This window comes from Streptomyces rhizoryzae, from assembly GCF_023155275.1.
GTDB lineage: Bacteria > Actinomycetota > Actinomycetes > Streptomycetales > Streptomycetaceae > Streptomyces > Streptomyces rhizoryzae.
This window is the reverse complement of record NZ_JALMUV010000003.1, coordinates 27,892-53,365: the sequence shown is the minus strand read 5'-3', so window position 1 is coordinate 53,365 and position 25,474 is coordinate 27,892. Positions and strand designations below refer to the sequence as shown.

24 protein-coding genes are annotated in these 25,474 nt (G+C 76.4%); 11 read left to right on the top strand and 13 right to left on the bottom strand.

Annotation, left to right across the window (positions count from 1 at the left end; all coding sequences use genetic code 11):
• Positions 1 to 5: 5 nt before the first annotated feature.
• The gene (locus tag MUU72_RS03615) at positions 6 to 2,261 is read right to left on the bottom strand and encodes an MMPL family transporter (RefSeq protein WP_248011632.1); all 2,256 of its coding nucleotides are present in this window, start codon (positions 2,259 to 2,261) and stop codon (positions 6 to 8) included.
• 186 nt (positions 2,262 to 2,447) lie between these two features.
• Between MUU72_RS03615 and MUU72_RS03610 the strand changes: the two genes are divergently transcribed.
• Genes MUU72_RS03610 through MUU72_RS03600 form a run of 3 tightly spaced genes read left to right on the top strand, consistent with a single transcriptional unit; the run spans position 2,448 to position 5,009 of the window.
• Entirely contained in the window at positions 2,448 to 3,491 is a 1,044-nt protein-coding gene (locus MUU72_RS03610) for a 3-oxoacyl-ACP synthase III family protein (RefSeq protein ID WP_248011631.1), read from the top strand.
• A gap of 28 nt (positions 3,492 to 3,519) precedes the next feature.
• Positions 3,520 to 3,789, top strand: coding sequence for an acyl carrier protein (locus MUU72_RS03605; protein ID WP_248011630.1), 270 nt, complete (start codon positions 3,520 to 3,522; stop codon positions 3,787 to 3,789).
• Positions 3,786 to 5,009 carry a beta-ketoacyl-[acyl-carrier-protein] synthase family protein gene (locus tag MUU72_RS03600; protein WP_248011629.1) on the top strand — a complete coding sequence of 408 codons (1,224 nt, stop codon included), beginning with the start codon at positions 3,786 to 3,788 and terminating at the stop codon, positions 5,007 to 5,009. The genes MUU72_RS03605 and MUU72_RS03600 overlap by 4 nt, the downstream gene beginning before the upstream one ends.
• 14 nt (positions 5,010 to 5,023) lie before the next feature.
• Here MUU72_RS03600 and MUU72_RS03595 read toward each other — a convergent pair whose 3' ends face one another.
• A complete protein-coding gene (locus tag MUU72_RS03595; protein ID WP_248011628.1) occupies positions 5,024 to 5,887 on the bottom strand; it encodes an LLM class flavin-dependent oxidoreductase in 864 nt (287 codons plus the stop codon).
• Positions 5,888 to 6,031: 144 nt separating this feature from the next.
• Between MUU72_RS03595 and MUU72_RS03590 the strand changes: the two genes are divergently transcribed.
• Complete coding sequence (locus MUU72_RS03590) at positions 6,032 to 6,484, top strand: archease (protein WP_248011627.1); 453 nt, start codon at positions 6,032 to 6,034, stop codon at positions 6,482 to 6,484.
• Positions 6,485 to 6,489: 5 nt separating this feature from the next.
• Here MUU72_RS03590 and MUU72_RS03585 read toward each other — a convergent pair whose 3' ends face one another.
• Both MUU72_RS03585 and MUU72_RS03580 read right to left on the bottom strand, forming a co-directional pair.
• Positions 6,490 to 7,950: an RtcB family protein gene (locus tag MUU72_RS03585; RefSeq protein ID WP_282503612.1), complete on the bottom strand. Its 1,461-nt coding sequence runs from the start codon at positions 7,948 to 7,950 to the stop codon at positions 6,490 to 6,492.
• Positions 7,951 to 7,986: 36 nt separating this feature from the next.
• Positions 7,987 to 8,670, bottom strand: coding sequence for an HdeD family acid-resistance protein (locus tag MUU72_RS03580; RefSeq protein WP_248011626.1), 684 nt, complete (start codon positions 8,668 to 8,670; stop codon positions 7,987 to 7,989).
• A gap of 232 nt (positions 8,671 to 8,902) precedes the next feature.
• Between MUU72_RS03580 and MUU72_RS03575 the strand changes: the two genes are divergently transcribed.
• Both MUU72_RS03575 and MUU72_RS03570 read left to right on the top strand, forming a co-directional pair.
• On the top strand, positions 8,903 to 9,091 hold the full coding sequence (locus MUU72_RS03575) for a hypothetical protein (RefSeq protein WP_248011625.1): 189 nt from the start codon (positions 8,903 to 8,905) through the stop codon (positions 9,089 to 9,091).
• A 200-nt stretch (positions 9,092 to 9,291) separates the two neighbouring features.
• Positions 9,292 to 10,170, top strand: coding sequence for a universal stress protein (locus tag MUU72_RS03570; RefSeq protein WP_248011624.1), 879 nt, complete (start codon positions 9,292 to 9,294; stop codon positions 10,168 to 10,170).
• Positions 10,171 to 10,219: 49 nt separating this feature from the next.
• On the opposite strand, the gene MUU72_RS03565 is transcribed toward MUU72_RS03570, so the two are convergent.
• The 9 genes from MUU72_RS03565 to MUU72_RS03525 are packed head-to-tail and all read right to left on the bottom strand — an operon-like array spanning position 10,220 to position 17,768.
• Positions 10,220 to 10,837, bottom strand: a complete 618-nt coding sequence (locus tag MUU72_RS03565) for a V-type ATP synthase subunit D (RefSeq protein WP_248011623.1) — start codon at positions 10,835 to 10,837, stop codon at positions 10,220 to 10,222.
• Positions 10,834 to 12,237, bottom strand: a complete 1,404-nt coding sequence (locus tag MUU72_RS03560) for a V-type ATP synthase subunit B (RefSeq protein ID WP_248011622.1) — start codon at positions 12,235 to 12,237, stop codon at positions 10,834 to 10,836. The genes MUU72_RS03565 and MUU72_RS03560 overlap by 4 nt, the downstream gene beginning before the upstream one ends.
• On the bottom strand, positions 12,234 to 13,982 hold the full coding sequence (locus MUU72_RS03555; protein ID WP_248011621.1) for a V-type ATP synthase subunit A: 1,749 nt from the start codon (positions 13,980 to 13,982) through the stop codon (positions 12,234 to 12,236). The genes MUU72_RS03560 and MUU72_RS03555 overlap by 4 nt, the downstream gene beginning before the upstream one ends.
• A complete protein-coding gene (locus MUU72_RS03550; RefSeq protein ID WP_248011620.1) occupies positions 13,970 to 14,494 on the bottom strand; it encodes a hypothetical protein in 525 nt (174 codons plus the stop codon). The genes MUU72_RS03555 and MUU72_RS03550 overlap by 13 nt, the downstream gene beginning before the upstream one ends.
• Positions 14,491 to 14,712, bottom strand: a complete 222-nt coding sequence (locus MUU72_RS03545) for a hypothetical protein (RefSeq protein WP_248011619.1) — start codon at positions 14,710 to 14,712, stop codon at positions 14,491 to 14,493. Before MUU72_RS03545 ends, MUU72_RS03550 begins: the two co-directional genes overlap by 4 nt.
• A gap of 3 nt (positions 14,713 to 14,715) precedes the next feature.
• On the bottom strand, positions 14,716 to 15,138 hold the full coding sequence (locus MUU72_RS03540) for an ATP synthase subunit C (protein ID WP_248011618.1): 423 nt from the start codon (positions 15,136 to 15,138) through the stop codon (positions 14,716 to 14,718).
• The gene (locus MUU72_RS03535) at positions 15,135 to 16,448 is read right to left on the bottom strand and encodes a V-type ATPase 116kDa subunit family protein (protein ID WP_372502967.1); all 1,314 of its coding nucleotides are present in this window, start codon (positions 16,446 to 16,448) and stop codon (positions 15,135 to 15,137) included. The genes MUU72_RS03540 and MUU72_RS03535 overlap by 4 nt, the downstream gene beginning before the upstream one ends.
• Positions 16,426 to 17,352, bottom strand: coding sequence for a hypothetical protein (locus MUU72_RS03530; RefSeq protein WP_248011616.1), 927 nt, complete (start codon positions 17,350 to 17,352; stop codon positions 16,426 to 16,428). The genes MUU72_RS03535 and MUU72_RS03530 overlap by 23 nt, the downstream gene beginning before the upstream one ends.
• Entirely contained in the window at positions 17,349 to 17,768 is a 420-nt protein-coding gene (locus MUU72_RS03525; protein ID WP_248011615.1) for a hypothetical protein, read from the bottom strand. Before MUU72_RS03525 ends, MUU72_RS03530 begins: the two co-directional genes overlap by 4 nt.
• A gap of 336 nt (positions 17,769 to 18,104) precedes the next feature.
• Here MUU72_RS03525 and MUU72_RS03520 point away from each other — a divergent pair, with 336 nt between their 5' ends.
• The 5 genes from MUU72_RS03520 (at position 18,105) to kdpB (ending at position 25,449) form a co-directional block, all read left to right on the top strand.
• Positions 18,105 to 18,812 carry a CBS domain-containing protein gene (locus MUU72_RS03520; RefSeq protein ID WP_248011614.1) on the top strand — a complete coding sequence of 236 codons (708 nt, stop codon included), beginning with the start codon at positions 18,105 to 18,107 and terminating at the stop codon, positions 18,810 to 18,812.
• Positions 18,813 to 18,912: 100 nt separating this feature from the next.
• Entirely contained in the window at positions 18,913 to 21,414 is a 2,502-nt protein-coding gene (locus MUU72_RS03515; RefSeq protein WP_248011613.1) for a sensor histidine kinase, read from the top strand.
• 163 nt (positions 21,415 to 21,577) lie between these two features.
• On the top strand, positions 21,578 to 21,667 hold the full coding sequence (gene kdpF / locus MUU72_RS03510; RefSeq protein ID WP_248011612.1) for a K(+)-transporting ATPase subunit F: 90 nt from the start codon (positions 21,578 to 21,580) through the stop codon (positions 21,665 to 21,667).
• Between the two features lie 9 nt (positions 21,668 to 21,676).
• Positions 21,677 to 23,341: a potassium-transporting ATPase subunit KdpA gene (gene kdpA / locus MUU72_RS03505; protein WP_248011611.1), complete on the top strand. Its 1,665-nt coding sequence runs from the start codon at positions 21,677 to 21,679 to the stop codon at positions 23,339 to 23,341.
• Positions 23,341 to 25,449 carry a potassium-transporting ATPase subunit KdpB gene (kdpB, locus tag MUU72_RS03500; RefSeq protein WP_248011610.1) on the top strand — a complete coding sequence of 703 codons (2,109 nt, stop codon included), beginning with the start codon at positions 23,341 to 23,343 and terminating at the stop codon, positions 25,447 to 25,449. Before kdpA ends, kdpB begins: the two co-directional genes overlap by 1 nt.
• The last annotated feature ends 25 nt before the right edge of the window (positions 25,450 to 25,474 follow it).

Here is a 25,474-nt window from a genome sequence, read left to right as displayed (position 1 = left end):
GGCGGTCACTTCCTGGGGTGTTCGGCGCCGGTCGGCCCGGCCGGGGCGAGGGCCGGACGGGGGGCGGGGGCTGCGGGCGGCGGGGCCGGCGGCGGGGGCCACGGGCTCCACCACGTGGCGCGGCCGGCCAGGGTCAGGACGGCGGGGGCGAGCAGACCGCGGACGACGGTGGCGTCGAGCACGACCGCCAGGGCGAGGCCGACGCCGACGATCTTCAGCAGGATCAGCTCCGAGGTGGCCAGGGCGGCCATGACGACGGCCAGGGTGAGGGCGGCCCAGGTGAACAGCCGCGCGGTGCGGTCCAGGCCGCGGACGATGGCGGCGGCGCCGTCGGGGGCGGTGCGGCGGTACTCCTCGCAGACCCGGGCGAGCAGCAGGATCTCGTAGTCCATGGACAGGCCGAAGGCGATGCCGAAGACGAGGGCGGGCATGAGCGCGTCGGTGGTGCCGGTGACGGGGAAGCCGCCCACCAGGCCGGCCAGGTGCCCTTCCTGGAAGACGAAGACCAGGGCGCCGAAACTGGCCGCCAGGCTCAGCGCGTTGAGCAGCAGCGCCGTGAGCGCCATGACCGGCCTCCGGGTCAGCGCCAGGGTCAGGGCCAGCAGCGCGGCGGCCGCCAGGGCCAGGCACAGCGGCAGGCGGGCGAAGAGCGCCCGCTGCACGTCGTTCAGCACGGCGCCGGGTCCGCCCACCAGGGCGGGGGCCGGGGCGGGCAGGGCGCGCAGGGCCCGGACGAGGTCGCGGTTGGCGGTGGCGTAGGGCTCGCCGGGGGTGGCCACCGACAGCCACACCCCGCGCGCCGAGGCGAAGGCGGCGGCGGGGGCACCCGGTGGCCTCCGGCGGCCGTCCGGGGTGTAGGTCCCGGTCGCCGTCCCGACCGCGTCCACGCCCGGCTGCCGGGCGATGCGCCGGGCGTAGGCGTCCAGTGCGGGGGCCTGCCGCCGCAGGTCGAAGTGGGGCAGGACGACGGTCGTCGGGGCGATCACGGCGCCGAGCCGGTAGCCCTCGCGCAGCACCGCGCCGGCCTCGGCGACCGTGGAGGAGGCCGGCTGGACCCGGTCGTCGAACAGGCCGATCTGGACGCGGGTGAAGGGGGCGGCGAGCACCAGCAGCAGGGCGGTGACGGCGACGGCCACCGGGCCGGGGCGCCGCATGGCGGCGCGGGCCGTCCGCCCCCACCGGCCCGGTCCGCCTGCCGTGCCGTCCGCCGGCGGTGCGGGGGCCCGGCGCCGGCGGAGGCGGAGGCGGATCCCGAACCGGTCGACGCGGTCCCCCAGCACGCCCAGCAGGGCCGGCAGGACGACCAGGCTGCCCAGGGCCGCGAAGGCGGTGACCGCGATCCCGCCGTAGGCGATGGAGCGCAGGATGGTGTGGGGGAAGACCAGCAGTGCGGCCAGGGAGAGGGTGACGGTGCCGGCGGAGAACGCCACCGCCCGGCCCGAGGTGCGCAGCGTCGTCCGCAGGGCGTCGTCGGGGCCGGCGCCCGAGGCGGTCTCCTCGCGGTAACGGGCGAGCAGGAAGAGGCTGTAGTCGACGGCGAGGGCGAAGCCGAGCGCGGAGGAGACGTTGGTGGCGCTCACCGACACCTCGGTGACGGAGGTGAGGAGGCGGAGGACGGCCGTGGCGCCCAGCACCGCCAGCGCGCCGACGGCCACCGGCAGCAGGGCGGCCACCGCCGACCCGAACACCACGAGCAGCAGCAGCGCGGTCAGCGGCAGGGCCAGCAGCTCCGCGCGGCGCTGGTCCTGTTCGGCCAGGCGCAGCGCCTCGGCGCGGGAGGCCGCCTCGCCGGTGACCGAGACCTCCAGCGGGCCGTGGCGCCCGGCCAGCCGCGGCACCAGCCGCCCGGCCGCCCTGGTCGCCGCCTCCTCGTCCGCCCGGAACCGCACCAGCACCAGGGCGCTGCGCCCGTTCGCCGCGCGCAGTTCCGGTGCCCGGGTCCGCCAGTAGGACACCACCCGGGAGACCGCGCGGTCGGCCGTCAGCCGGCGCACCAGGCGTTCGCCCTCGGCCACCGCGCCGCGGTCCGTCACCGTCCCGGTGGCACCGGCCACCCGGGCGACGAGCACCAGGTGGGGCGGGGTGGCGCCGAAGCCCTGTTGCAGGGCGCGGTCCGCGCGGGCCGCCTCGGTCCCGGCCGGCACGATGCCCCCGGGGGACAGGTGCGCGTGCACCGAGGCGCCGAACCAGGCGCAGACCGCCGCCAGTCCGGCGGCCAGGCCCAGCACCACCCACCGCCCGGAGCCGCGGGGTCCACGCATCGTCGCGACCGCCCTTCGCCCGGCAGGCATCGGTACCCTGCCACAGCCCATGTGTAGACGGGACGGGGGTCCGGCAACACGCTGCCACCCCGTCAGACGAGCACGCCGCCGCCAAAGCGGTCATTCGCGCACATGATTGGCGGCCTACGAGCGGCGAAGGCCGCGGCGCCGCCCTACGGTGGCCCCATGAGCGACCTTCGGGCCTGTCTGGCAGGGGCCACCGTCCATCTGCCCGAGCGCTGGGTCACGATGACCGAACGGGAAGCCCAGATCGCGGCCGCCAGCAGCGGTTTCACCCCACCCCCGGGGCTGATCACCCAGCTGACCGGGGTCGAGGGCGTGCACCTCAGCGGCGACGACGAGCAGGCGTCCGACCTCGCGGTGCGCGCCGCCCGCAAGCTGCTGGCCGAACAGGGGGTGCAGCCCGCCGACATCGACCTGATGATCTTCGCCGCGGCCAGTCAGGACATGATCGAGCCGGCCACCTCGCACATCGTGGCCGACAAGCTCTCGCTGACCTGCCCGGTCTTCGACGTGAAGAACGCCTGCAACAGCGTGCTCAACGCGATGGAGATCACGCAGGCCCTGATCGCCTCCGGGCGCTACCGCACCGTCCTGATCACCTGCGGCGAGGCGCCGTCGGTCTCCGCGCAGCTCCGGGTGCCCGACGCGTCGGCGTTCGCCCGTTCGCTGCCGGCCTACGGCTTCTCCGACGCCGGCGCCGCGCTGCTGCTGACGGCGGAGGAGTCCGCCGGCCACCTGCCGCCCCGCGGGATCCTCGGCTGCCGCTTCGCCGCCGACTCGGCGGCCTGGCCCTCGGCGACCGTCCTGCACGGGGGAATCGCCTCGCTGCGCCGGCGTACGGGACCGGAGGCGACCGCGTCCTTCCGCATGGACAGCGTGCGGATGCGCGACAGCCTCCGGGCCCTGGGCCGCACCCATCTGCACCGCGCGCTCGGTGAACTGGGGCTGGGATTCGACGACTTCGCGTTCATCGCCGTGCACCAGGTCGCGCTGGCGGACCTCGACGAACTGTGCGGCCCGGACATCGGCGTCCCCCGCGACAAGCTGCTGGTCACCCTCCCCCGGCACGGCAACGTCGCCTCCGCCTCCCTGCCCCTCCAACTGGCCCGCGCCCTGGAGACCGGCCGGGCCAACCCCGGCGACCTCGTCGCCCTCATCGGCCTGGCCGCCGGCAGCAGCGCCGGCCTCCTGGCGCTCCGCCTGTGAAGCCCGCCCCCCACCGAAGGACCGTGCCATGACCACCACCTACGACACCGTCAAAACCGCGCTGACCAGCCACTTCAACATCCCGGCCGATACCGTCCGCCCCGAGTCGACGCTGGAGGACCTCGGCCTGGACTCGCTCGCCGTCGTCGAACTGCTCTGCGTGCTCCAGGACGAGCTGGGGCTGCGCGTGCCCACGGGTGACGACGCCCTCAAGTCCCTCCAGCTCACCCTCGCGGAGGCCGCGGCCGTCATCGAGCAGGCGCAGGCGCCCGCCCCGGCCGCCGAGACCCTGGCATGACGGCCCGTGACATCGCCGTCACCGGCATCGGCCTGATCACGCCGGCCGGCACCGACGCGGACACCACCTGGCGCACCGTGTGCGCCGGGACCCCCACGGCCGCCCTCGACCCGGACCTCGGCGACGTCCCCATCCCGCTCAGCTGCCGCGTCCCGCCGTTCGACGGCAAGTCGCTGATCGGGCCGCAGGTGTGGCGGATGGACCGGTTCACCCACCTGGCGCTGATCGCCGCGCACCAGGCGGTCCGCGACGCCGGGCTGGACCCGGCGGCCTGGGACGGGGCGCGGGTCGCCGTGGTCGTCGGCGTCGGCTACGACAGCAAGGACCTCGTCGTCCCCGCCGTCCGCAAACTCATCGACGGCGCGTACGAGAGCCTCTCCCCGCTGCTGATCCCCCGCACCACCACCAACGCGGCGGCGGCGGAGATCTGCATCGCGCTGGGCGCCCACGGCCCCAGCATGGCCGTCACCACCGCCTGCGCCTCCGGCGCGACCGCGCTGGGCACCGCGCGCGACCTGCTCCTGGCCGGCCGCTGCGACATCGCCCTGGCCGGCGGCGCCGAAGCCCCCTGCCACCCCCTGCCCTCGGCGTGCTTCGCCCAGATGGGCGCCCTCTCCGGCCGCCTGCACGACCCGCAGGGCGCCAGCCGTCCCTTCGACGCGGACCGCGACGGCTTCGTCCTCGCCGAGGGCGCCGGTCTGATGGTGCTGGAGCGGGCGGCCGACGCGCGCGCCCGCGGGGCCCGCCCCCGCGCCTACTTCAGCGGCTACGGCTCCTCGACCGACGGCTACCACTACGCGGCCCCGCACCCCGACGGCACCGGCATCGAGCGGGCCTTCACCGCGGCCCTCGGCGACGCCGGCCTCGGCACCGCCGACATCGGGCACGTCAACGCCCACGGCACCGGTACGCCGATGAACGACCGCATCGAGGGCGCCGCCCTCGCCCGCATCTTCCACGGCCGCCCGCCCACCGTGACGTCCACCAAGGGGGTCACCGGGCACACGCTCGGGGCGGCGGGTGCGATCGAGGCGGCGCTGGCCGCCCTGACCCTCGAACACCAGACCATTCCGCCCACGGCCAACCTCGATCAGCTCGATCCCGACATCGCCCTGGACGTGGTCGCCAAGGCGCCGCGCCCCCAGCGCATGGAGGCCGTGGCCAGCAACTCCTGCGGCTTCGGCGGCCACAACACCGTTCTGGTCCTCAAACGGGCGTGAGGGCGGGCGGCGGGTCAGAGCACCGGCGGCCCCGCCTCGATCCGGCGCAGCACCGGCGGCAGGCGGTCCAGGTCGGGGCCGGTCTGGAGCTGCCGTTCGTCCCACCAGGTGGCGCCGGCGTCGCGCAGCGGTCCGATCACGTCCCGGGCCTCGGCCGGGTCCGTGGACGTGGCACCGCCGAGCACGAGCTCGAAGGGCCGCCCGGCCGCGTCCGCCCGGTGCCGGCGCAGGTAGCCGAGCAGCTCCCGGACCTCGGCGACGTCGGGCACCTGCCCGTGCCGGGCCGTCTCGAACAGCGGTGCCGCGCCGTCCCACCGCGCCGCCCGCCGCATGGGCGCGCGGTGCGGCCAGAACCCGCCGATCCACACCGGCGGGCCGGGCCGCTGCACGGTCGCGGGCAGCAGCGCCACGTCCCGGATCTCGTAGTGGCGGCCGTGGTGGGTCACCGGCTCCCCGGTCCACAGGCGCCGGAGCAGATCCAGTCCTTCGTCCAGCCGCTCGGCGAGGACGGCGGGTTCGGCGGTGTCGCCGAAGCTGCGGTACTCGTCCGCGACCGGCCCGCCCAGGCCGGCGGCGAAGGTCACCCGGCCGTTGCTGAGCCGGTCCAACGTGGCGACCTGGCGGGCGAGTTGCTGGGGCCGGTAGCGGGGCACCGGGGTCAGCAGGGTGCCCAGCCGGATCCGGGAGGTCGCCAGCGCGGCCGCGGTCAGCAGCATCCACGGGTCGCCGAAGGGGCGCCCTCGGTGGTGCCGGTGCAGGACGTGGTCCCAGACGAAGAGCCCGTCCCAGCCGGCCTGTTCGGCGGCCGCCGCCACCGTGGCGACGGTGCGGGGGTCGGCGAAGTCACCGAAGTTCGGGATGTTGACGGAGAAGCGCATACCGGCAGCATGCGCGCGGGCCCGGGAAGCGGCAACGGTGCGGGGAGCCGGACGCGGACCCGGCGGGGCGAGGGCCGGCAGCCGCACGGCCAGGGGCCGGGGGACGGCACCGTACCGGCAGGCGAGGGAAAGGCAGGGCACACGATGCGACCGGCGGACGACGTGCCGCGCTCCGGCGGGCCGCGGCCCGGTGGGCACCGCGGCGTACCGCACACCGCGGATCTGCGGGTGGAGGCGTGGGGGCCGACCCGCGAGGTGTGCCTGGCGCAGGCCGTGCGCGGGGCCTGCGAGTCCTTCGTGGACCTCGCGGCCGCGGCACGAACGCGCCGGGACGAGGTCGTGGTGCGGGCGGAGACCGACGAGGACCTGCTGGTGGCGCTGCTGGACGAGGTCGTCTACCGGCTCGACGCGCGGGGCGAGGTGCCGGTGGAGGTGGAGGTGGCCGCCGTACCCGGCGGGGTGCGGGCCGTGCTGGAGCTGGCGGACCTCGCCGCGCTGCCGGTGACGGGCGCCGCGCCGAAGGCGGTCACCCTGCACGGCCTGGTCTGCGGTCGCGGTCCGGGCGGCTGGCGGTGCTCGGTCATCCTCGACGTGTGACCGGCTCAGCCCTTGACGACGCCGAGCGGGACGAGGCGGGCGACGAGCCGGGCCAGCCCGGCGCCTTCGGTGGCGGCGGCGACCGCGTCGATGTCCTTGTAGGCGCTCGGGGCCTCCTCCGCGAGGCCGCGCCAGGAGGAGGGCCGCACGGCGACGCCGCGGGATTCCAGTGCGTCCCGCAACTCCTCGCCGCGCACCTCGCGCAGCGCCCGGTGGCGGCTCCACACCCGCCCCGCGCCGTGGCAGGTGGAGAAGAACGCGTCGTTGCCGGGCATCCCGACCATGACGTACGAGGCGGTGCCCATGGTGCCGGGGACGAGGACGGGCTGGCCGGCCCCGGCGAGGTCCGCCGGCAGGTCCGGGTGGCCCGGCGGGAGGGCGAGGGTGGCGCCCTTGCGGTGGACGCACAGCCGGCGCGGGACGCCGTCCACCTCATGGGTCTCGATCTTGGCCATGTTGTGGGAGACGTCGTACACCAGGTCCACGCCCGCGCCGACCGCGGTGGCGAAGGCGCGGCGTGCGGACCGGGTGAGCAACTGGCGGTTGGCGCGGCCGTAGTTGGCGGCGGCGGCCATCGCGCCCAGGTAGTCGCGGCCGGGCGGCGAGACGACGGGGGCGCAGGCCAGCTGGCGGTCCGGGAGGGTGATGCCGTACGCGCGCAGGGAGCTGTCCATGACCCGGACGTGGTCGGTGCAGACCTGGTGGCCGAGTCCGCGCGAGCCGCAGTGGATCATCACGCAGACCTGGCCGCCGCGCAGGCCGAAGGCGGTCGCGGCGCGCTCGTCGTACACCCGGTCCACCGCCTGGACCTCCAGGAAGTGGTTGCCCGAGCCGAGGCTGCCGACCTGCTGGAGCCCCCGGTCCACCGCCCGCTGTCCGACCTGCGCCGGATCTGCCTCCGGCAGCGCGCCGCGGTCCTCGCAGCGGTCCAGGTCGCGCTGGACGCCGTGGCCGCATTCCACGGCGTAGCGGGCGCCGCCGGTGAGCAGCTTGTCCATCTGCGCGCGCCCGGAGACCTTCCACAGCCCGCCGCGACCCGCACCGCGCGGGGTGGTGTCCCCCAGGATGTCCATCAAGGCCCGCAGGTGGGGGGCGAGTTCCGCGCGTTCGAGATCCGCGGCCAGCAGCCGGACGCCGCAGGAGATGTCGAAGCCGACGCCGCCCGGTGAGACGACGCCGCCCGCCTCGATGTCCGTGGCGGCGACCCCGCCGATGGGGAAGCCGTAGCCCCAGTGCACGTCCGGCATGGCGAAGGAGGCGCGGACGACGCCGGGCAGCGTCGCCACGTTGACGACCTGTTCCAGGGCGCCGTCCCCGGATGCCTGGGGCAGCAGTTCCCGGCTGGCGAAGACGATGCCGGGGACGCGCATCGCACCGTGCCGCTCGATGCGGAACCGGAACGGGCCGTCCGCCCGCACGGTGATGCCCGCGTCCCCGGCCCCGTCCCCGTTGCTGTCCTTGCCCATGGCGTGCGTCCCGGTGCGGGAGGGCCGGCGGGCGCGTCAGTGCTGCGGGTGCGGGTGGGCGTGGAACAGCGACCGCCGGTGCCGGGTGGTGGGGGTCCCCTTGGCGTGGCGGCCGGCCGCGATCCGCAGCTGAACGGCGTGGAACACCTCCACGGCGCCCAGCACGACGGCCATGATGCCCGCCACCATCGCGAGCACGGCGATCGAGCCGAACGGGGAGACGATCAGCACGATACCGGCGAGCAGGGTCACGATCCCGAGGAACAACTGCCAGCCCCGTGCCGGGGTTTGGGGTGCCGACCCCGCGGCAGCCGTCATCATGATGCCGCTCATCAGCCAGCCGAAGCCGATCCAGAGGGCGAGCAGCAGGATCGATTGCAGGGTGCCCCGGAAGCAGATGAGGCCGAGCAGGATGCTCAGCGCGCCCGCGACGACGTGCATGGCGCGCAAGTGCCCCGGGACGTGCGTGCCGAACGCCGCGACCAGCTGGAGGACACCGCTGACCAGCAGGTAGACGCCGAAGGCGATGCCGAGGACACGAAGTGTTTCCCCCGGCCACGCCAGGACGACGGCGCCCAGCGCGATCGAGGCCAGGCCGATGGTGATCAGGGCCTGCCAGCCGCGGTTCGCCAGGGCGCTCACGACGTCGTCCGCCGGTGCGGTGCCCTGGGGTCGGGACGGGCTGTCGCCCGGAAACGCGGAGGACGAGGACGAGGTCATACCGCCCACCTCTCTCATGGAACAGCATGGTCGGATGTGCACGGTCGGAGCGAGAGAGTTCCGCCGCTCGCCTTCCATCGTCATCCATTCCGCGCCGTTCCGCCCGGCGCGCAGCACATTCGGGCGCCGTCTCCTTAGCATGGGAGGAGGGGGAACGAACGGCTCTCGCTGCCGGCCCCGGGCCGTCGCACGGCCCGTCGTCCGGCCCGGCCCACGGAGGGAAGGAAGCACCATGGAGTTCAAGAAAGGTGACCATGTCCGTTTCTCGCCGCGGCCCGATACGCCGGAGCGGAACGACCGCGGCACTGTCGTGGACGTCGCCCATGGCCGCAAGGGGGAAGCGCATTACGAGGTACGGCGGGACGCGGATCCTTCCGGGCCCTCCTTCTTTTTCGCCGAAGGCGAGATAGAGAAGACGTGAGTTCCGCCGCCGGTCGCGGTGCGGGGGCGCGGCGTCCGGCGGGCCGGGCGGCCACCGGCCGCGTGCCACCCGGCCCTACCGGCGGTGCCGTGCGGAGGTGAGGATCGAAGGCGGAGCGGGGTCCAAGGCGGAGCGGGGTCCCGGTCGGGCCCCGGCCGGGTCCGCGCAGTCAGCCGGCGGCCGCCGGAGGGAGAACCAGCATGAGCAGCGAGGTTCCGCGCGGTGCGGTGGTGGCGGGGGTGTCCCGTTCCCCGACGGCGCGCAGCGCGGTGGAGTGGGCCGCGGACGCGGCGGCCCGGCGTGGCCGGGAGCTGTGCCTGGTGCACGCCCAGGAGTGGCCGGCCGGGGCGGCCCCGAAGGAGCGGCGCGACGAGCCCGGCCAGATCTGGGCCTCGCACTACCGGGCCGCGGGCCGGACCCTGTTGCAGGAGCACGCGGACGCCGCGGCCGAGCGGGTGCCCGGCCTGCGCGTCACGACGCGGCTGGGGGACGGCCACCCGACCGCCGTCCTGCGGGAGGCCGCGGAGGACGCCGCCCTCCTGGTGATCGGTTCGCGCCAGGTGAGCGGCCCGCTGGAGGCGGTCACCTTCACCACGGTGGGCAGGTCGCTGGCCGGTCACCCGCCGTGCCCGGTCGTCCTGGTGCCGGGGGACGCCGCCCGCTGCGACCCGCTGGGGCCCGTCGTGGTCGGGGTGGACGGGTCGGCGGCGTCGGTCCCCGCGGTGGCCTTCGCGTTCGAGGAGGCGGCGCTGGCCCGGGCGGACCTGGTGGCGGTGCAGGTGCGGCGGCCGCGCCACGGGGACTGGCCGGAGGACCTCCAGGAGTCCCTCATCGACGTCTCGCAGGCGCTCGCCGGGTGGGGGGAGAGGTATCCGCAGGTCCTCGTGCGGCAGGAGGTCGTGGTGGGGCCGCCGCCGGCGCGCCTGGCCGAGGCCGCCGCCACCGGGCGCTGCCTGGTGGTCGGTTCGCGCGGGCTGGGCGGCTTCCGCGGGCTGGTGCTCGGCTCGACCAGCCGGACGCTCGCCCACTTCGCGCCGGGCCCGCTGGCGATCGTGCCGCACGACGTGCGCACCGGCTGACCGGCGGGCGGCGGGACGGCCGGGTGCGGCGGACGCCCGCGGGGCCCGGTCAGGGTACGCGCCGCTGCGCCGCCCAGCGGCGTCGGACGGCGTCCTCGTGCTCGGCCTCTTCCAGGGCGAGTTCGACGGCGGCGAGCCGCTGCCGGAGCCGGGGGATGTGGTGCCGGCGCAGGGCCCGCACCCGTACCAGGGTCGTGTGCGCCCGGGCGTCGACCGCGCGCACGGCGGCCGCCGCCGCGCCGTAGCGGGCACCGGCGGCGAGCGCGGCGCGGTAGGCGGTGCGGGCGTGGACGAGCGCGGTGTTGCCGGGGGCGGCGTCGTCGGCGGCCGCCGTTCCGGGTGTCGTGACGGTGCGGCCCGGGCGCCGGACGCCCAGGGTTTCGGCCCAGTCCACGGTGGCCTCCGCTGCGGGCACCAGGGAGGCGGTCCGCAGGGCGTCCTCCCCGCCGAGCAGCAGGCCGCGCAGCAGCCACGTCCGGGCCTGCCGGACCTGCTCCTCCCACTCCTGCCGGGCGCTCGCCTCCGCCCTCCGCAGCCCGGCCAGTTCCTCCCGCAGGAGGTGCAGCTGCCGGTCGAGGAGGTCCGCGCCGCGGGCGGCGGTCTCCAGGCTGCGCCGCAGCCGCAGGCGGGCGGCCCGGCCGGCGGGCGGCGGGGACGCCGCCGTCACGGTGCCGCTCCGGTGGTCCGGGCCCGGACCACCGCGGCCGGCAGCATGCCCAGTTCGCCGGGCGGCAGGGTCAGCAGGACGCGCCAGGCGCGTTCCAGCGACTCGTCCAGGGTCAGCGTCCGGTCGCGCCCCTGGTCCAGGAAGTCCCGCAGGTAGACCGGGTAGAGGGCCAGATAGCTCCGGTCGGCGGGGCTCAGGGCGGTCTCCCCGGCGAGCGCGGCGAGTTCGGCGGCCTGCCGGGCGCGGGCGAGCGCGGCGGTCAGCTGGGCGGCGACGTCCAGGTGGTCGGGGCGGGTCCGGCCGGGACCGGCGCCCCTGCGCATCAGGCGGGACAGCGAGGACAGCGCGTCGACGGGCGGGTAGACCCCGGCGGCGTGGATCTCCGGGGAGAGCACGATCTGCCCCTCGGTGATGTAGCCGGTGAGGTCGGGGACCGGATGCGTGAGGTCCCCGGCGGGCATGGTCAGGACGGGGACGACGGTCACCGAGCCGGGCCGCCCGGCGATCCGGCCGCACCGTTCGTAGAGGGAGGCCAGATCGCTGTAGAGGTAGCCGGGGTAGGCCCGGCGGGCCGGGACCTCGCCGCGGGCCGCGGAGACCTCCCGCAGCGCCTCCGCGTACGAGGTCATGTCGGTCATGACGACCAGGACGTGCCGTCCGCCGTCGAAGGCGAGGTGCTCGGCGACGGTGAGGGCCAGCCGCGGGGTGAGCAGCCGCTCGATGACCGGGTCGTCGGCGGTGTTGAGCAGCAGGCACAGTTCGCCGGCCGCGGCCCGCTCCTCCAGGGCGTCGCGGACCGCGAACGCATCGGCGTGGGTCAGCCCCATGCCGGCGAAGACGACGCTGAACCGCTCGCCCGCCGTGGTGGCCTGCGCCGCGATCTGCACCGCGAGTTCGAGGTGCGGCAGGCCGGCGGCGGAGAAGACCGGGAGCTTCTGGCCGCGTACCAGGGTGGTCAGCGCGTCGACCGCGGCGATGCCGGTGAGCACCGGTTCCCCCGGCGGCCGACGGCGCACGGGGTTGATCGCCGCACCTTCCACGGGGGCGGACTCCCGGCCGAAGACCGGGGGCCCGCCGTCCCGCGGTGCTCCTCTGCCGTCGCAGGTCCGCCCGAGCCAGCCCTCGCCGACGGGGACCGTCAGCGGGGAGCCGGCGAACGCCACCCGCAGCCGGGCCGGGTCCATTCCGCCGGTGCCCTCCAGCACCTCCACGACGGCGATGTCGTCGCGCACCTCCAGGACGACGCCGTAGCGGCGCTCTCCGGACGCGAGGGTGAGCGTGGCGAACTCGTCCCAGCCGACCCCTTGGACCCCGGTCACCACGGCCAGCGGCCCGCGCAGCTCGCGCACCGAGGTGTAGGTGACGGGTGGCGGCCCGTCCGGCCCGTTCGCCCCGCTCACCGGGGGCCTCCCAGGGCGGTGAGGACGGTGTCGCGGGCGGCGTGGACGGGGGCGGTGTCGTCCGGGCCGGCGTCCTCCCTGGCCCGCAGCAGCGGTGTGAAGTCGGCCCGTTCGACGTCCTCGGGCGGGGTGCCGGAGGCCACCAGGGACCGGCAGCGTGCGACGACGGCGAGCACCGCGTCGGCGAGCGCGGCCGTCTTCGCCGGTGTGCAGTGCGCGTCGTTGGCCGACAGGGCGCTCTGCTGGAGCAGGCCCTCGCGGACCAGGCGGCCGGCCAGGACACTGACCCGCTCCGGCGGGGGCAGCGCCCCGGCGCCGACCAGGTCCACCAGGTCCGCCAGGCGGTCGGCCTCCGCCAGCAGCCCGGCCACCGCGGCCCGGCGCCCGGTGGTGTCCCGGCCGGCCGGGTCCGCGGTGAGGACGTCGGCGTCCCGGGAGAAGGACTGGGACCAGGACAGCGCCGGGTAGTGCCGCGCGTAGGCCAGGTCGCGGTCGAGCGCCCACCGGCCGCGCACGCAGCGTTCGGTGTGCGCGGTGACCGGTTCGGCCAGGTCGCCGCCCGGCGGGGAGACGGCCCCGAGGACGGTGACCGAGCCGGGTCCCGCGCCCAGCGTCCGTACCGCCCCGGCCCGTTCGTAGAAGGCGGCGAGGGCGGAGGCCAGGCCGGCCGGGTACCCCTCCTCCGCGGGGAGTTCGCCGGTCCGGGAGGCGAACTCCCGCAGCGCCTCGGCCCACCGGGACGTGGAGTCGGCGATGACCACCACGTCCCGGCCCGTGTCGCGGAAGTACTCGGCGACGGTCGCGCCGGTGTGGATGCTGGCCTCCCGGGCCATCATCGGCATGTTGGACGTGTTGGCGATGATCACGGTGCGGTCGGCGAGGCGCCCGCCGGTGCGCGGATCGGGCAGTTCGGCGAAGTCCGCGATGACCTCGGCCATCTCGTTGCCGCGCTCGCCGCAGCCGACGTAGACGATGACATCGGCGTCGCACCACTTGGCGATCTGCTGGAGCAGGACCGTCTTGCCGGTGCCGAAGCCCCCGGGTACCGCGACGGTGCTGCCGCGGGCCACCGGGAAGAGCAGGTCGATCACCCGCTGCCCGGTGGTCAGCGGGTGGCGTGCCGGGACCCGTTCGCGGACCGGCCGCGGCCGGCGCACCGGCCAGTCGGTCACGGCGCGGATCTCGGTCCCGCCGACCACGGCCAGCACGGCGTCCTCGGCCTGGTCGCCCGGGTCGGCCACGTGGCCGACCTCTCCCCCGCGGCCCGGCGGTACCAGGACGCGGGTCCGCTGCCCGCCTTCGGTGCACACCTCGCCGATCGCGGTGCCCTCCCCGGCCTGCGCCCCGGTGGCGACGGCGGGGGTGAACCGCCAGCGGGGGCCGGGGGCCGGGCCGGTGGCGGTGCCGGGCGCGAGGCGGTCCCCGGCGGTGGCCAGCGGGCGGAGCAGGCCGTCGTACACCCCGCCCAGCAGGGCCGGGGAGAGCCGGGCCGTCACCGGGTGGCCGAGCGGCCGGCAGGGCTGCCCCGGTGCGAGGCCGCCGGTGTACTCGTACGCCTGGGCGGTGACCCGCGACGTGGTGAGGGCGACCACCTCGGCGGGCACCTGCGCCGGGCCCAGGAGGAGCAGGTCGTTCATGGCGATCCGGCCGGTGTTCGCGACCTCCACGAGCGGCCCGGCCACCCGCAGGATGCGGCTGGCCGCCGGCCGGCGGGCCCCGGGCCCCGCCGCGGTCAGCTCCGCCACAGCTCTTCGACCCCCGGGCCGGCGCGGTCCAGGACGCGGGCGGCCAGGGCCTCGGGGGTGAGGTCCACGCGCCGTCCCGGCGCCGTCCCGGTGACCCCGCCCGCCGGGTGCGCGGCGACGGCGGCACCCGGCCCCAGCGCCCGGTACACCTGCCGGGCCAGCCGCTCCCGCACCTCCGGTGCGCACGCCTCCCGGCGGTACCGCCGCACCCGGACGAGGACCTGCCTGCGCAGCTCCTGGTAGGCGTCGGCCTGGGCCTCCAGGAGCCGGGCGCGCGCCGTGCGGCGGGCTTCCGCGACGCCGGCCGCCGCGGCCCGGGCGCCGTCCTCCGCGCCGTGCCGGCGGGCCTCGCGCAGCGTGGCGGCCGCCGCCGCGCGGGCCTTCGCCAGGGTCGCGCCGGCGTCGTGCCGGGCCGCGGCCACCAGCCGGCCGGCATCCTCCTCGGCGGCGCGCAGCAGCGCCGCGCGGACGGGGGCGAGCGGGTCGGCGGGGCCGGTGGCGGCCGGTGTCATGGCGGCATCACCACCGTCAGCGGCGCCGGGCCGTCCAGTGCCCCCGGGCCCAGGGCCGCGGCGGCGGCCGGTGTGAGGATCACCAGGGCGGTGTCGGCGGGCAGGTCCCGCCACAGCGCGCGGACCCGCTCGGGGTCCTCGGCGGCCCGGACCCGCACGCCGGCCAGGGCGAACCCCGCGGTCCGGGTCCGCTCACCGAGGGCGACGACGGTGCCCATCGCTCACGCCTTGCCGATCAGCAGCACCGCGACCACCAGGCCGTAGATGGCGATGCCCTCGGCCAGCCCGACGATCACCATCGCCCGGCCGAACAGCTCCGGGCGTTCGCTGAGCGCCGCCAGGGCCGCGGCGCCGGTGTAGGCCACGGCGATCGCCGCGCCGATCGAGGCGCCCGCGACGGCGATGGCGGCGCCGATCAGCGCCGCGGAGTTGGCGTGCGGGGCGCCCGCGGGCGCGGCCGGGGCCGCCTGGGCCGCACCCCCGCTCAGCGCCGCCGCCAGCAGGGCCAGCGCTCCTGCCAGCAGCAGCAGATTGGCGCCGACGACGTACCGGAGGGCGCGCCGGCCGCCGCGTCTGCGGAACAGCGTGCGCACGGCCCACCACATCGCGGCGATGACGGGGAGCGAGACGAACCAGGCGATCACGGCACGGCCTCCGGACGGCGGACGGGGAGGCGCCAGGGGCGGAAGGGCCGGCCCTGGGCCTCGAAGACGCGGGAGAACAGTTCGAAGTACGTCAGGCGCAGCGCCTGCACGCCCGCCACCAGCGCCTCCAGCGCGAAGACGAGCGCATTGCCCACGGCGAACACGGCGACGGCCCCCAGCACCCCTGCCGGACCGTGCCGGGCCAGGCCCGCGGTGCCCGCCCAGACCACCGCCCCCAGTGCCGCGTGGGTCAGGCCGAAGGCCGCCAGCCGGGCGAAGGACACCGCGTTCGAGGCGATGCGCAGGACGCCGTCGAAGAGCTGCACACCGGCCTGGAGCAGACCGGCCACGCCCCGGGCGCTGTCGGCGTAGAAGCCGGCGGCGGCGAGGGCGGCGCCCACGGCGGCCACCGCGCCGCCCGCCGCCACCAGCCATGCCGCGTGGAGCCAGGCGCCCGCGGCCACCCCGGCGAGCCCGGCGAAGAGCCCGCCGCCCGCCAGGCCCGACACCGCGTACAGGGCGGCGGTGAAGCCGCCTTCCCGCCACCGGTTCACGCAGCCCGCCGCGTAGGCGGCCAGCAGCAGGACGGCGCCCACGACCACCGCCGACACCAGCAGCCGGGCGGGCCGGCGCAGCGGGTCCAGCCACAGGACGGGCAGCACTCCGGTCGGCCCGAAGAACTCGCCGTAGGCCAGTCCCGCCACCATGCTCAGGGCGCCGGCGGCGGCCACCAGCGGCCAGGCGCCGCGCCACGCGGCCCACCGGCGCGGGCGCCGCAGCGCCAGGGCGGCGGCGCCGAGCACCAGCAGCGCGCCGTGCCCGACGTCGCCGAACATCATCCCGAACATCACGGCGTACAGGGCGGCGGCCCCCCAGGAGAGGTCGAGGTCCGCGTAGGCCGGGGTGCCGTAGGTGGTGACCAGGGTGGCTCCGGCGCCGCGGACCGGGCCGGTGCGGCGCAGCGCGGTCGGCGGATCGATGCCGCGCGGTGCCGCCAGCGGCACCAGCGCCCCGCCGAGGCCGGCCAGCCGGGCCCGCACCCGCGGCACCTCCGAGCGCGGGCACCAGCCCGCGAGCGCGGATGCCCCGCCGCGCCGGACGGCGTCGGCCAGGACGTCCGCCATCTGCCGTTCCTCCTCGGGGGGACCGGGCCGTTGCGGCTGCCCGGGGCCGGCCGTGCGGTCGAGGTCGACACAGCCGGCGTCGGACAGGCACCGGAGCGCGTCCTCCTCGGCGGCCCGCGGCATGACCACGGCCACCCGCTGCATCGGCACCGGGAAGAGCACCTCAGACCAGGACACCGAAGCCATCGGATTCCTCCCGCGGGACGCCGGGGTGGGCGGCGAGGGCCAGCGCGGCGCGCATCCGCCAGGCGTCGGCCGACAGCGCCGCCACCGCGCCCACGACGGGGATCGCGTCGTAGCGGGTGCGGCGCGCCATCCGCAGACCGTCCTGTTCAATATCCCTCCACCAGCGGCCCTCCGCCCGCCAGAGGCCCTCCGGGGCGTCGATGCCGCGCAGCGCCCAGCCGGCCGCGGGCGGCAGGCGCCGCCGGTAGGCGTCGAAGTCCGGCGCCCGGTGGGCGGCGCCCAGGAGCCGCGCGGCCGGCGCCCGGGCCCGGTCCGGCAGGTCCCGGCCGAGCACGAACCGCTCCCGGGCGACGAGCAGGGCCGCGCGGCCCGCCGACCACCGTGCCGCGCCCGGGACCCGCGCCGCGGTCCGTGCGGCCGCGGTCAGCCGCAGCCCGACGGCCAGTTCGGCGGCCGTCCCGCCGGGGTCCCGCCACGCGGAGGTGCTGAGCGCGGCGCGCAGTTCCCCGGGGCCGGCGGCGCGGGCGGCCCGGTGCCAGGCGGTGGCGAGCGCCCCCAGTTCGTACGGGGCGGGCTCCCCCTCGGCTCCGTTCAGCTGCCGGAACCGGGCCTCGATGTTGGCGATCTCGAAACCGGACGCCAGCAGGCGCAGGCACTCCACCCCGCGGTGCGGCAGCCAGCCGGCGAGCACCCGCAGGTGCCACAGGAGGGTGCCGGTGACCGCGCGCTGGGCGGTGGCCAGGGAGGCGGCGGCCGGTACCCGCTGGTAGGGGGACGCGGCCAGGCGGCGCAGTGCGTCCGCCGGAGTGCCAGCGGTCGCGACCTCCCGGGCCCCGGACGGGCCGGGGGCATGGGCCAGCAGGCCGCGCGCCCTGGTCACCCCGGCCACCCAGGCGGCGCTCACGGCTCGCCTCCCGGCGGTCCTTCCGGGCCGGGCAGGCCGAGTTCGCGGCGGACGTCGCCGGCCAGCCGGTCCGCCAGGGCCGGGGTGCGGTCGGCGGCCCGGCGGCGCAGCGCGGCGCGTTCCCGCTCGCCCGCGGCGGCCAGCTCGGCCGCCGCGCGGCTGCCGCGTTCCCGCTGCCGGGCGGCGGCCTGCGCCCGCACCCGCTCGGCCCGGTCCGCGGCGCGGGTGGCGAGGTCCGCCGCGCGGCGGGCGGCGTCCCGCCGGATCCCGTCGGCCGTGCGGTGTGCGGCGGCCCGGACGGCGTCGGCCTCGGCGGCCGTGCGGTCCAGCTGGGCCAGGGGCGGGGTGAGTTCCCCGGTCAGTTCCGCGGTGCGGTCGGCGGGTACGCCGGTGGCCGCCGGTCCGGGCGTGCTCACCGGCCGGAAACGCAGAAGCAGATCGCGCAACGCCACCACGGCCGTACCTCCTGCCGCCGGTCTCGCCTCGATGCGGTCGTGCTTCCAGTGTGACCACGGCGCGGCGGACGGCACACGGCGGGCGCGGCGCGGCGGCGGCCGGCCCCGGGCGGTCGGAAGACGACGGTCCGCGCCTCGCCGCGGCCGCCCGCCCGCTGCGGCTCCCACCGGGGCCCCGGGGCCCGGGGACGCCCGGCGGCGGGCAGGGGCCGAGTGGCTCATATCGGTGCGGCTGTCGGCCCGGCGACGCTGGTGGGGCGGCCGGGGCGCCGGCCGCCGCGGTGGAAGGAGACCGAGATGGAGCACCGCACGATCGCCGAGCTGATGACCCGGAAGGTGGTGAGCGTGCGGATCGACACCCCCTTCAAGGAGATCGCGCAGACGCTCGCCGACAACGCGGTGAGTGCCGTGCCCGTCCTGGACGACCTCGGCAGGCCGGCCGGCGTGGTGTCGGAGGCCGACCTGCTGCGGAAGGCGGCCGACCGGTCCGACCTGTCCGGGCGGACGCCGCTGCCGCATCTGGAGGCGTGGGAGCAGGCGCGCGCGCAGGGGCGCACCGCCGGCGAGCTGATGTCCGCGCCGGCGGTGTGCGCGCACCCGGAGTGGACGGTGGTGGAGGCGGCGCGCCTGATGGAGGTGCAGGGCCTCAAGCGGCTCCCGGTGGTCGACGAGACCGACGCCCTGCTGGGCATCGTCAGCCGTGCCGACCTGCTGCGCGTCTTCCTGCGGAAGGACCGGGCGATCCAGGAGGAGATCACCCGGGAGGTGATCGGGCGCACCGCCCGCCTCGGCGCCTCGGACGTGACCGCCGAGGTCCGCCGGGGCCAGGTGGCCCTGCACGGCACGGTGGCGGAACCGCTGCTGGTGCCCGTTCTGGTGCGGATGTGCGCGAGCGTCGACGGGGTGGTCTCGGTGTCCGAGGACCTTCGGCCGGCCCGGGGCGCCGGGGAGCGGGCCGGCGGCTCCGCGGCAGGACCGCCCGGAGCCGGCCCGCCGCCGCCCTGAAGGACGCCCTCACCGCGGCGTGGACGGCACGCCCGCGGCCGCGCCGGGCGCACCATGGAAGGGCACGCGCCAGGCACCAGGACGGACGGCAGGGCCACCGGTGGGACGTGGACGGCTGCGGATCTTCCTCGGGGCCGCGCCCGGGGTCGGCAAGACGTACGCCATGCTCGCGGAGGGGCAGCGGCTGCGCGCGCTGGGCTCGGACGTGGTCGTGGGCTACGTCGAACCGCACGGCCGGCGGCCGACGGCGGCCATGGCCGAGGGGCTGGAGACCGTCCCCCGGCGGGTGGTGCGGCACCGCGGGGCGCGGTTCACCGAGATGGACCCGGACGCGGTGCTGGCCCGCCGGCCGCAGGTGGCCCTGGTCGACGAGCTGGCCCACTCCAACGTCCCCGGGTCCCGCAACGCCAAGCGGTGGCAGGACGTCGAGGAGTTGCTGGACGCCGGCATCGACGTCGTCACCACGCTCAACGTGCAGCACCTGGAGTCGCTGAACGACGTGGTCCGGCAGATCACCGGGGTGCGGCAGCGGGAGACCCTGCCCGACGAGGTGGCCCGCCGGGCCGACCAGATCGAGCTGGTGGACCTGACACCGGAGGCGCTGCGCCGGCGGATGGTGCACGGCGACATCTACCCGCCGGACCGCATCGAGTCCGCCCTCACCCACTACTTCCGGGTCGGCAACCTCACGGCGCTGCGGGAGATCGCCCTGCTGTGGCTGGCCGACCGGGTGGAGGAGGGACTCCAGCGCTACCGCGCGGAACACGGCATCGCCGCGCCGTGGGAGACCCGGGAGCGCATCCTGGTCGGCCTCAGCGGTGGGGCGGAGGGCGAGACGCTGATCCGGCGGGCCGCCCGGATCTGCGCCCGCACGCCGGGCAGCGACCTGCTGGCGCTGCACGTGGTGCCCGAGGAGGGCTCGGCGCGCATCGACCCGGCGGCGCTGAACGCCCAGCGCGTCCTGCTCGAATCGCTCGGCGGCAGCTTCCACCAGACCACCGGCGAGGACGTGGTCGCGGCCCTCCTGCGGTTCGCCGAGGCGGAGAACGTCACCCAGATCGTGCTCGGCGCCACTCGGCACAACCGGCTCGCCTCGTCCCTGAGAGCGGGGGTGGGGGAACGGACGATCAAGGGCTCCGGGCCGATCGACGTGCACATCGTCACGCACGAGGAGGCGGCCGGGCGGGCGGCGTTCCGGCTGCCGCGGCCGGGCGCCGGCGCGGGCCCGCGGCGGCTCGGCGGGGCGCTGGCCGGTGCCGCGGTGCTGCTGCCCGCGCTGACGCTGCTGCTGGCCGCCGTGCGCGGCCGCCTGGGCCTGGCCGGAGTCCTGGCGGCCTATCTGCTGCTGGTCGTGGTGGTGGCGCTGGCGGGGGGCGTCTGGCCGGCGCTGCTGGTCGCGGTCGCCGCGGCGCTGCTGGCCGACTACTACTTCACCGCGCCGCTGCACTCCCTGGGCATGGCGCGCCCCGAAGAGATCGTCGCGCTGGCCGTCTTCGTCACCACGGCGGTGCTGGTCGGCACCGCGGCGGGAACCGCCGCCCGCGCCACCCGGCAGGCGGCCCGGGCGACGTCCGAGGCGCGCACCCTGAGCCGGCTGGCCGCCAACGTGCTGCGCGGCCAGGACCTGCCGGCGCTGGTGGAGCTGATCCGGGAGAACTTCGGTCTGACCGCCGTGAGCCTGCTCGAACGGGACCCCAGGGCCTCCCCGACGCCGCGCTGGTACGTCGTGGCCAGCGCCGGCGACGCTCCCCCGGAGCGGCCGTACGAGGCCGATGTGGAGAGCCCGGTGGACGATTTCCGGACCCTGGCCGCGCGGGGTCCGGGGCTGCGTACGGAGGACCGGCGGCTGCTCGACGCGTGCGCGGCCGAGCTCGGACTCGCCCACGCCCGGGGCCGCTTCGCCGGGCCCGGTGACCCGTTCGCCGACGCGGAGCGGACCCGGGCCGCCCTCCTGCTCGCCGCCGGCCGCGATCTGCGCGCGCCGCTGCGTACCGCCGAGGACGCGCTGGGACGGCTCCGGCAGCGTCCGCAGGAGCGGGCCCCGGAGGAGAAGCGGCTGCTGGAGACCGCCCGCACGGCCGTCCACCGGGCGGCCCGGCTCGTCACCGACCTCGACGACCTGAGCCGGCTGCACGCCGGGGCGCTCGACCTCTACCTCCGCCCGGTCGACGTGGGCGAGGCGCTGGGCGCGGCGCTGGACGACCTCGGAGCCGGCGGCCACTCGATCGTGGTGCGCCTGCCGGAGGACCTGCCCGATGTGATCGCCGACGCCGCCCTGCTCACCCGTGTCCTGGCCGCGCTGGGGGCCGATGCGCTCCGGCACAGCCCGCCGGACCGGCCGCCGCTGATCACCGCGGAGAACCGGGACGGCCGGGTGGCGATCCGGGTGGCGGACGGGTCCGGCGGCCCCGCCGCGGCCACCGGGCCGGCGGGTCCCCGGGCCGACGGCCTGGCGCTGCGCCTCTCGCGCGATCTGGCCGAGGCCATGGGCGGGTCGCTGAAGACGTCCCGCAGGGGCGGCGGTTACGCGGTGGCGCTCACCCTGCCCGGTTCCGCGCCGGGCGGCCCACGGCGCGGCAGGCCGCCCGCGCCGGGAACCTGATATACCGTCAGGGGCGCTCGATCCCTGCCGGCCGGACGGGACCCGCGTCCCGCCCCCTGACGCCACCGCGGAGTGCCCCACCCATGACGGACGTTGCCTACATCGGCCTGACGGTCGTGGTGTTCGCCGTCCTCGGCCTGGCCGCCAAAGGTGCCGGACGCCGGTGACCGTCGACAACGCCGTCGGGCTGGTCGTCGCCGCCGCGCTGGTGGTCTACCTCGTCCTCTGCCTGCTCTTTCCGGAGAAGTTCTAGGGGGCGGTCATGAGCGACACCGCGGCCGGCTGGCTCCAGGCGGCCGTCCTGGTGGCGGCGCTGGCGCTTTCGTACCGGCCGCTGGGCGACCACCTCGCGCGCGTGCTCGGCGGCGGCCCCCACTGGCGCGTGGAGCGCCTCCTCTACCGCGCGGCCGGGGTGAACGAGGACACCGACCAGCGGTGGCCCGTCTACCTCAGGAGCCTGCTGGCCTTCTCTGCGGTCTCGGTGCTGTTCCTGTACGCCTTCCTGCGCCTCCAGGACCGGCTGCCGCTCTCGCTGGGGAGGGCGGCGGTCCCTCCGGACCTGGCGTTCAACACCGCGGCGTCGTTCGCCACCAACACCGACTGGCAGGCGTACGCGGGGGAGACGGTGCCGGGGCACCTGGTGCAGATGGCGGGGCTGGCGGTGCAGAACTTCGTCTCCGCGGCGGTGGGCATGGCCGTCGCCGCCGCGCTGATCCGCGGCTTCACCCGGAAGCGGACCCGGTGCGTGGGGAACTTCTGGACGGATCTGACCCGGCTGGTGCTGCGCGTCCTGCTCCCCCTCGCCCTCCTCTCCGCGGTCGTCCTGGTGGCCGCCGGCGTCGTGCAGAACCTCCACGGCCCGCTCGGCATCACCACGCTCGCCGGCGGCCACCAGAGCCTGCCGGGCGGACCGGTCGCCTCGCAGGAGGCGATCAAGGTGCTCGGCACCAACGGCGGCGGCTTCTTCAACGCCAACTCCGCCCATCCCTTCGAGAACCCCAGCGGCCTGACCAACCTGATCGAGATCTACCTGATGCTGGTGATCCCGGTCGCGCTGCCGCGGACGTTCGGCGCGCTGGCCGGGGACCACCGGCAGGGCTATGTGATCGTCGCGGTGATGGCCCTGCTGTGGGCCGGCTCGGTCGCCCTGACCACGGCCAACGAACTGCACCGGGTCAGCAGCCCGGCGGGCCACGCGGCCGGGGCGATGCTGGAGGGCAAGGAGACGCGCTTCGGCATCTGGTCCTCGGCGCTGTTCGCGGTCTCCACCACCCTCACCTCGTGCGGGGCGGTCAACTCCGCCCATGACTCGTACACGCCGGGCGGCGGCGGCATGACGCTCTTCGCCATGATGCTGGGTGAGATCGCGCCGGGCGGCGCGGGCTCGGGGCTCTACGGCATCCTGGTGCTGGCCGTCATCACGGTCTTCGTCGCCGGGCTGATGGTCGGCCGCACCCCGGAGTACCTGGGCAAGAAGCTGCGCGGCCAGGAGATGCGGTACGCCTCGCTCTACCTCCTCACCACGCCCGCGCTGGTGCTCACCGGCACGGGGCTGGCGATGGCGTTCCCCGGTGAGCGGGCGGCGATGCGCAATCCGGGGCCGCACGGCTTCTCCGAGGTGCTGTACGCGCTGACGTCGGCCGCCAACAACAACGGTTCGGCGTTCGCCGGCCTGGCCGCGGACACCGTCTGGTACAACACCGTCCTCGGTGTGGTGATGCTGCTGGGCCGGTTCCTGCCGGTGGTGTTCGTGCTGGCGCTGGCCGGGTCGCTGGCGGGACAGCAGCCGGTGCCGGTGACCGCGGGGACCCTGCCCACCCACCGGCCGCAGTTCGCGGGCCTGCTGACCGGCGTGGTGCTGATCGTGGTCGCCCTGACGTACTTCCCGGCCCTGGCGCTGGGCCCCCTCGCCGAGGGCCTGCACTGATGGCCGCGCCGGAAGCCGGCCGCCGGCCGCACCGGGCCGCGGGGGGCCTGCTGAATCCGCGTCAGCTGGCGCGCTCCTTCCCGGACGCGCTGCGGAAGCTGGACCCGCGGGCGATGTACCGCAACCCGGTGATGTTCGTGGTGGAGGTCGGGGCGGTCCTGACGACGCTGTCGGCGATCCGGGCCCCCGGGGTGTTCCCGTGGGTGATCACGGGGTGGCTGTGGCTGACCGTGGTCTTCGCCAATCTGGCGGAGGCGGTGGCGGAGGGCCGGGGCAAGGCGCAGGCGGCGGCGCTGCGCCGCACCAAGACCACCGTGACGGCCCGGCGGCTGACCGGCTGGCGGCCCGGTGGCGCGGACGCGGTCGAGGAGGAGGTGCCGGGCACGGGGCTCCGGCCGGGCGACCATGTGGTCGTCGAGGCCGGGCAGTTGATCCCCGGGGACGGCGATGTGGTCGAGGGCATCGCGAGCGTCGACGAATCGGCGATCACCGGGGAGTCGGCGCCGGTGATCCGGGAATCGGGCGGTGACCGGTCGGCGGTCACCGGCGGCACCAAGGTGCTCTCGGACCGGATCGTCGTGCGGATCACCGCCCGGCCCGGGGAGACCTTCATCGACCGCATGATCGCCCTGGTGGAGGGGGCGGCCCGGCAGAAGACACCGAACGAGATCGCGCTGAACATCCTGCTCGCCTCCCTCACGATCATCTTCCTGATCGCCGTGGTGACGCTCCAGCCGTTCGCCGTCTTCGCCGGGGCCGAGCAGCCCCTGGTCGTCCTGGTCGCCCTGCTCGTCGCGCTCATCCCGACGACCATCGGCGCCCTGCTGCCGGCCATCGGTATCGCCGGCATGGACCGGCTCGTGCAGCGCAACGTGCTGGCCATGTCGGGACGCGCGGTGGAGGCGGCCGGCGACGTCAACACCCTGCTGCTGGACAAGACCGGCACCATCACCCTCGGCAACCGGCAGGCCGCGGCCTTCCTTCCGGTGCCCGGGGTGGACGTCGAGGACCTCGCCGACGCGGCCCACCTGTCGTCCCTCGCCGACGAGACCCCCGAGGGCCGCTCGATCGCCGTCCTCGCCAAGCAGCAGTACGCCCTGCGCGCCCGCGGCGAGGGAGAGCTGGCCGGGGCGGCGTTCGTGCCGTTCACCGCGCAGAGCCGGATGAGCGGCGTCGACCTGGACGTGCCGCAGGGGCGCCGCTCCCTGCGCAAGGGGGCGGCGACGGCGGTGATGCGCTGGGTCCGCGACAACGGCGGGCACCCGACCGACGACGTGGGGCACGTCGTCGACGGCATCTCGGCGAGCGGCGGCACCCCGCTGGTGGTCGGCCAGGTGACGCGGCGCGGCGCGGCGCCCCCGGACGCCCGCGTCCTGGGTGTCATCCACCTCAAGGACGTCGTCAAGGAAGGCATGCGCGACCGGTTCGGCCGGCTGCGCCGGATGGGCATCCGCACCATCATGATCACCGGGGACAATCCGCTCACCGCCCGCGCCATCGCCCAGGAAGCCGGGGTCGACGACTTCCTCGCCGAGGCCGCCCCCGAGGACAAGATGGCGCTGATCCGGCGCGAGCAGGAGAGCGGGGCGCTGGTCGCGATGACCGGGGACGGGACCAACGACGCCCCGGCGCTGGCGCAGGCGGACGTCGGCGTGGCGATGAACACCGGGACCTCCGCCGCCAAGGAGGCCGGCAACATGGTCGACCTCGACTCCAACCCCACCAAACTCATCGAGATCGTCGAGATCGGCAAGCAACTCCTCATCACCCGCGGCGCGTTGACGACGTTCTCGATCGCCAACGACGTGGCGAAGTACTTCGCGATCATCCCGGCGATGTTCGCGAGCGTCCACCCGGGACTGGACCGGCTCAACCTCATGCGCCTGCACAGCCCGACATCGGCGATCACCTCCGCGATCGTCTTCAACGCTCTGATCATCGTCGCCCTGATCCCGCTGGCGCTCCGGGGCGTCCGCTACCGCCCGTCCTCCGCCGCCGAACTGCTGCGCCGCAACATCTGGCGCTACGGGCTCGGCGGCCTCGTGCTGCCGTTCCTCGGCATCAAACTGCTCGACCTCGTCCTCCAGTTCGTCCCCGGCCTGCGCTGACCGGCCCGCGGGACCGGGAGAAGGG